The sequence below is a fragment of the Nocardia sp. NPDC004722 genome (genome assembly GCF_053601505.1).
This window is the reverse complement of record NZ_JBSGBY010000545.1, coordinates 1-5,819: the sequence shown is the minus strand read 5'-3', so window position 1 is coordinate 5,819 and position 5,819 is coordinate 1. Positions and strand designations below refer to the sequence as shown.

Genomic DNA, 5,819 nt, shown 5'->3' with positions numbered 1-5,819 from the left:
ATCAGCGCACCGAGGCGGGCAGGCGGTCGGTGACCAGGCGGGTGTAGGAGCGCAGGGTCAGGCAGATCGTGAGCCAGCAGGCCCCGATGAGCCAGGCCCGCGCCACCGACCGGGCCCGCCACCGACGACGCGTCGCCGCCGTCGACCGAACCGCCCACGTCGGCCGTGCCCAGCTATCCGAGGCTGCTGGCTTCGCTCGGCCGTCTACTGATTCGTGAACCGGCCCTGCGGCATTCATGTGCCCTGCACGGACTGCTGTTCGGGGCTTATACGACGACGTGGACATCGCTCGTTCTGGTGCTCACGCGTGCGCCCTATCACTACGGCAGCGCGGTCGCGGGATTGTTCGGTGCGCTGGGGCTGGCGGGTGCGGTGGCCGCGCCCTGGGCGGGCCGGTTCATCGATCGGCGCGGGCCGCTCCCCATCATCGCGTCCGCGCTGGCGCTCATGCTCGCGGCCGCGGGTGCGTACGCGTTGGGCGGGACCGTGCTGCCCTTCTTGATCGTGGCGATCGTGCTGGCCAATGTCTCCGTGCAGTGGAGCCAGATCGCCAATCAGGCCAGGATTTTCGGCTACCTGCCCGAGGCGCGCAGCCGCGCGAACACGGTGTACATGGTCGCCGTCTTTCTCAGCGGCGCGCTGTGCGCCGCCCTCGCCTCGGCCTGTTACGGCTTCCGGGGCTGGCTCGGGGTTTGTGGCCTGCAAGCCGTGCTCGTCCTGCTCGCGCTCACCGTTCTCCCCCTCGCCCGCCGCTACGACGTGCGGCGGATCCACGAATCGAAGGAGTAGTCATGACCATGCCCGCCATGCCCGCATCGGTGCTGCGGTTCTTCACCGCCTCCCAGTCCGGCGATGCCGACGCCTGGGCCGCCGCCTTCGCCGAGAACGGTGTCTTCCACGATCCGGTGGGGACGCCGCCGATCGTGGGCCGCACCGCGATTCGCGATTTCATCGCCGGTGTCATTCCGAATTTCAGCCCGTTTCTGGGGCTCACACCGCGCGAGGCGCACACCGTCGGCAGCTCGGTCGCGGTCTCGTGGAGCGGTGCGGCGGTGTCGGTTTCGGGCTTGCCGGTCAACTGGTCCGGCATCAATGTCTACGAGCTCGATGCCGACGGCTTGATCGCGGAGGCGAAGGCGTACTTCAACCACGCGATCTTCCGGGCCCAGCTGAATCCGTGATCCGTGAGCCCGCCGGGCCCGGAATCAGGTGGCGCGCACGAGGAGCGCGTACTGCGCGCTCGCCTTGCGGTGGGCGGTCGTCTCCTCCGGGCCGTAGACGACGGCCAGGTAGCGGCCGTGCAGGACCAGGCAGACGACGGCCTGCGCGTCGCCGTTCGAGACGGCGACCCGGTCGGCCAGGCAGAGCGCGTCCGGTAGGCCGGGCGGCGGCGCGGCCGCGAACTGCGGCAGCGTCGCCGCCCGGCGCTGCCGCAGCGCCTTGCGCGCGGCGACCGCGTCGGAGAACCGCAGCAGGTGGGTCGAGCCCGCGACCGCCATGGCCTCCGGGGCGGCGTCGGTGAAACCGGACCAGGCGGCGGCCTCGACGGGCCCGTAGACCACTCCGGTCGCGTCGCGCTGCCCGCCCCATCCGGCGATGCGGCTGTCGTCGTGCACGAAAACCTGCGGGTACGGCCATTTTCCGGGGTCGGCGGGCAGGGTGCGGCCGAGCATTCCGGCCGGGTCCAGCGGGAGCGTGGGCAAGGACTCGGCGGGGGTGGCGGCGAAGGCGTCCAAGCGGGGCAGTTCGGTGTCGAACGCGGTGGTGGCCATCGCGCGCAACGCCGCGCGATCGGTGGTCGCGGCGGTGAGGTAGAGGGTGACGACGAAGGGGCCGTGGGCCAGGGTGGCCGCCATGCTCGCCACGTAGGGCCGCCAATGCCCGTACGTCGCAAAGTATTCGGGGAACGGGACGTCGACATTGTCGCGGTTGACGGCGGCATCGTCCGCGTCGATCCGCCGGGCCGCGTCGATGGCGGCGGTTTCGTCGCGCATCCGCAGCACGGTGAGGCGCACCGCGCGGGACGCGCCCGGTTGCGGCGGCCCGGAGTCGGTGTCGGTGCCGCCGATACTGAATCCGGCGAGCATGCCGTAGCGGGCGAGATCGCCGACGGTGGCGTCGGCGAGGATGCCGACCGCCGAGGCGGGTGCCGGGACCGGTGCGGCGGCGACGGTGCGCAGGGCCGGGTCGATCGCGCTCGGCGACACCACCGCCTCCGACATGCGCGCCGATTCCAGCAGTCCGCCGTAGGCGGTATCGGCCGGTGCGGACAACGGCCGATCGCCGTAGCCGGTCAGGTCGAGGCCGAGAAGGTCGGGTGGTGTCGCGTGTGGTGTTCCGGCGATCGCGCAGGCGCTCGCCAGCACCGCCACCGCCAGGCATGACGCCTGTCCGGATCGTGTGCGACGAAGCCTCCCCGAGCTGCGACCACCGGTGAAATCCTCCCCTGGAAGCATCTTTTCGAGTGTGAGCCGGACCCGCGAGGTGGGCAACCGTTCAACTCGATATCGTTGCCGATTCGATTTCATTGCGGGACTGCGGGATACACGAACACCCGTTAAATATGTTTGCCGGTGCGGTGCTATTACGGGAGCATCGCAGGATGCTGTTGACGATTTCTTGTACGCGACCCGATGACGCCGCCTGGCCTGCCAGCGATCTCGGTTTTCTGCTGCACAAGAATCCCGCGCGGATACAAGCTTTCGAGCAGTCTTACGGCATCGCCCACGTGTTGTACCCCGAGGCGTCCGAGGAACGCTGCACCGCGGCGCTGCTGCTGGAGATCGATCCGGTCCGGCTGGTGCGCGGGAAATCAAAGGGGACGCCGGAATTCAGCCTCGGACAATATGTGAACGATCGGCCGTACGCGGCGTCGTCACTGTTGTCGGTCGCCATTTCCACGGTATTCGGGACCGCGCTGCACGGCCGGTGCGCGCAGCGGCCGGAACTGGCGGAAACGGCGCTGCCGCTGCGCATCGAACTTCCGGCCGTGCCGTGCAAGGGCGGCGCGGAGTACGCCGAGCGGGTGTTCGCACCGCTGGGCTGGACCGTCGTGGCCACTCCCCTGCCGTTGGACCCCGCTTTTCCCGAATGGGGCGACTCGCATTACCTGCGGCTCGAACTCACCGGCACGCTGCGGCTGTCGGATGCGCTGTCGCATCTGTACGTGCTGCTGCCCGTGCTCGACGGCAGCAAGCACTACTGGCTCGACAGCGCCGAGGTGGACAAGCTGCTGCGCTTCGGCGAGGGCTGGCTGAGCGGTCACCCGGAGCGGGAGTGGATCACGCGCCGCTACCTGACCCGCCGCTACACCCTCGTTCGGACGGCGCTGGCCCGGCTGGCGGAACTGGACGATGCCGAGCCGGAGGAGCTGGACGCGGTCGAGGTGGAACTCGACGACGACGGCGAGACCACGGAATCGGCTGCGCCCGGACCTGATTCGACCGGCTCCGGGAGCGAGCCGAGCGCGGTGGCCGACGGGTCGGTGGCCGAGTCCGCCGAACCGGGTCCGTCGCTGGCGGTGCTGCGGCGGCAGGCCGTGCACCGGGCACTGCTCGAAGTCGGCGCGGGCCGCGTGCTGGACCTCGGGTGCGGGCAGGGGTCGCTGCTGCGGGAACTGGTGGCGGACCGGGCCTTCACCGAGCTCGTCGGGATCGACGTGTCGATGCGGGAGCTGCACATCGCGGCCCGGCGGCTGCGGCGGCTGCCGGAATGGCAGTCGCGGCGGGTCACCGTGCGGCAGGGTGCGCTCACGTATACCGATGCCTCGCTGCGCGGTTACGACGCCGCCGTGCTCATGGAGGTGATCGAGCATGTGGACGCGCCGCGGCTGGCCGCGCTGGAGCATTCGGTGTTCGGGTCGGCCGCGCCGGACGCGGTGCTGGTCACCACGCCCAACAGTGAGTACAACGTGCGCTACGAGACCCTGCACGCGGGCACGTTCCGGCATACCGATCACCGATTCGAGTGGAGCCGGGCAGAATTCGCGGACTGGGCGCGGCGGGTCGGCGAAACGTACGGGTATGCCGTGCGATTCGTGCCGATCGGGCCGGAGGATGCGGAAGTGGGGGCGTCGACACAGATGGCTGTGTTCACGAAACAAGGTGCAGGCGACAGCGACCAGAAAGGAGCCGCGTAATGGCTGAGCTGTCCGTCCCGGTGCTGTCGCTGGTCGTGCTGATCGGCTCCAGCGGTTCCGGGAAATCGACGTTCGCGCACAAGCACTTCCGGTCCACGGCGGTGCTGTCCTCGGACGCCTACCGGGGGCTGGTGAGCGATGACGAGGCCGATCAGTCGGCCACCAACGAGGCGTTCGAGCTGCTGCATCACGTCGCCGGCGTGCGGCTGCGGCGCGGCCTGCGCACCGTCATCGACGCCACCAATGTGCAGCCGAAGGCCCGGCAGGCGCTGGTCGAGCTGGCCCGCGCCCACGATGTGCTGCCGGTGGCGATCGTGCTCGACGTGCCCGAGGCCGAGTGCGTGCGCCGCAACGCGCTGCGCCTCGACCGCGCCGATCTCGGGCCACACGTGGTCAACCGCCACCAGCGGGATCTGAAGCGGTCGCTGAAGTTCCTGGAGCGCGAGGGTTTCCGCAAGGTGCACGTGCTGCACGGTGTGGAGGACATCGAGGCGGCGAGCATCCGCGACGAGCGGCTGTGGAACGACAAGTCCGATCTCACCGGGCCTTTCGACGTGATCGGCGACGTGCACGGCTGCCGCAGCGAGCTGGAGACGCTGTTGTGCGAGCTCGGGTACTACATCGCCCGCGACGAGGACGACCGGGCGATCGACGCCCGGCACCCCGAGGGGCGCACGGCCGTGTTCGTCGGCGACCTGGTCGACCGCGGGCCCGACACCCCGGGCGTGCTGCGGCTGGTCATGGGCATGGTGGAATCCGGAAACGCGCTGTGCGTCACCGGCAACCACGAGTTCAAGCTGGTGCGCGCGCTCGACGGCCGCCGGGTCAAGGTGGCGCACGGGCTCGCCGAGTCACTGGCGCAGCTGGAGGCCGAGGACGCCGAATTCCGCAAGGCCACACAGGAATTCATGCGCGGCCTGGTCAGTCACTACGTGCTCGACGGCGGCCAGCTGGTGGTCGCGCACGCGGGGCTGAAGGAGGCGTACCACGGCCGCACCTCCGGCCGGGTCCGCGAGTTCGCCATGTACGGCGAATCCACCGGCGAGACCGACGAATACGGACTGCCGGTGCGCTACCCGTGGGCGAGTGACTACCGCGGCAAGGCGCTGGTGCTCTACGGCCACACGCCCATGACTGAGCTGGTGTGGGTGAACAACACGCTGTGCCTGGACACCGGCGTGGTGTTCGGCGGCCGCCTGACCGCCCTGCGCTACCCGGAGCGGGAGCCGGTTTCGGTCGCGGCCGAACAGGTCTGGTTCGAGCCGGTGCGGCCGTTGGAAGCCGGGGTCTTCGCCACCGGCGAGGCAGTCGTGCAGCGGGATCCGGGCGTGCTGGATCTTGACGATGTGCTTGGCCGCCGCGTGGTGGAGACCCGCCACCTGGGCCGGGTCAACGTGCGCGAGGACGCCGCGGCGGCCGCGCTGGAAGTGATGAGCCGCTTCGCCGTGGACCCGCGCTGGCTGGTGTACCTGCCGCCGACCATGTCGCCGTGTGCCACCTCCACGCTGGACGGGTACCTGGAACATCCGGCCCAGGCCTTCGAGTACTACCGCTCCGAAGGCGTGGACACCGTGGTTTGCGAGGCCAAGCACATGGGATGCGCGAATTCGTCGGCCAGCGGCTGTCCGGCTTCGGTATCGGGGTCGAGGGCGTCACCATGACGATCTCGCTGCCCGAGGAG

At 69.9% G+C, this 5,819-nt stretch carries 5 protein-coding genes; 4 read left to right on the top strand and 1 reads right to left on the bottom strand.

Annotation, left to right across the window (positions count from 1 at the left end; genetic code table 11):
• Positions 1 to 165 precede the first annotated feature (165 nt).
• Both ACWELQ_RS36005 and ACWELQ_RS36000 read left to right on the top strand, forming a co-directional pair.
• On the top strand, positions 166 to 789 hold the full coding sequence (locus ACWELQ_RS36005) for an MFS transporter (protein ID WP_452401484.1): 624 nt from the start codon (positions 166 to 168) through the stop codon (positions 787 to 789).
• A gap of 2 nt (positions 790 to 791) precedes the next feature.
• Complete coding sequence (locus ACWELQ_RS36000) at positions 792 to 1,181, top strand: nuclear transport factor 2 family protein (protein ID WP_452401483.1); 390 nt, start codon at positions 792 to 794, stop codon at positions 1,179 to 1,181.
• 24 nt (positions 1,182 to 1,205) lie between these two features.
• Here the strand turns inward: ACWELQ_RS36000 and ACWELQ_RS35995 are convergent, their stop codons facing one another.
• Positions 1,206 to 2,456, bottom strand: coding sequence for a DUF7373 family lipoprotein (locus ACWELQ_RS35995; RefSeq protein WP_452401482.1), 1,251 nt, complete (start codon positions 2,454 to 2,456; stop codon positions 1,206 to 1,208).
• A gap of 146 nt (positions 2,457 to 2,602) precedes the next feature.
• Here ACWELQ_RS35995 and ACWELQ_RS35990 point away from each other — a divergent pair, with 146 nt between their 5' ends.
• A complete protein-coding gene (locus tag ACWELQ_RS35990; protein WP_452401481.1) occupies positions 2,603 to 4,138 on the top strand; it encodes a 3' terminal RNA ribose 2'-O-methyltransferase Hen1 in 1,536 nt (511 codons plus the stop codon).
• The gene (locus ACWELQ_RS35985) at positions 4,138 to 5,799 is read left to right on the top strand and encodes a polynucleotide kinase-phosphatase (RefSeq protein ID WP_452401480.1); all 1,662 of its coding nucleotides are present in this window, start codon (positions 4,138 to 4,140) and stop codon (positions 5,797 to 5,799) included. The genes ACWELQ_RS35990 and ACWELQ_RS35985 overlap by 1 nt, the downstream gene beginning before the upstream one ends.
• Positions 5,800 to 5,819 lie beyond the last annotated feature (20 nt).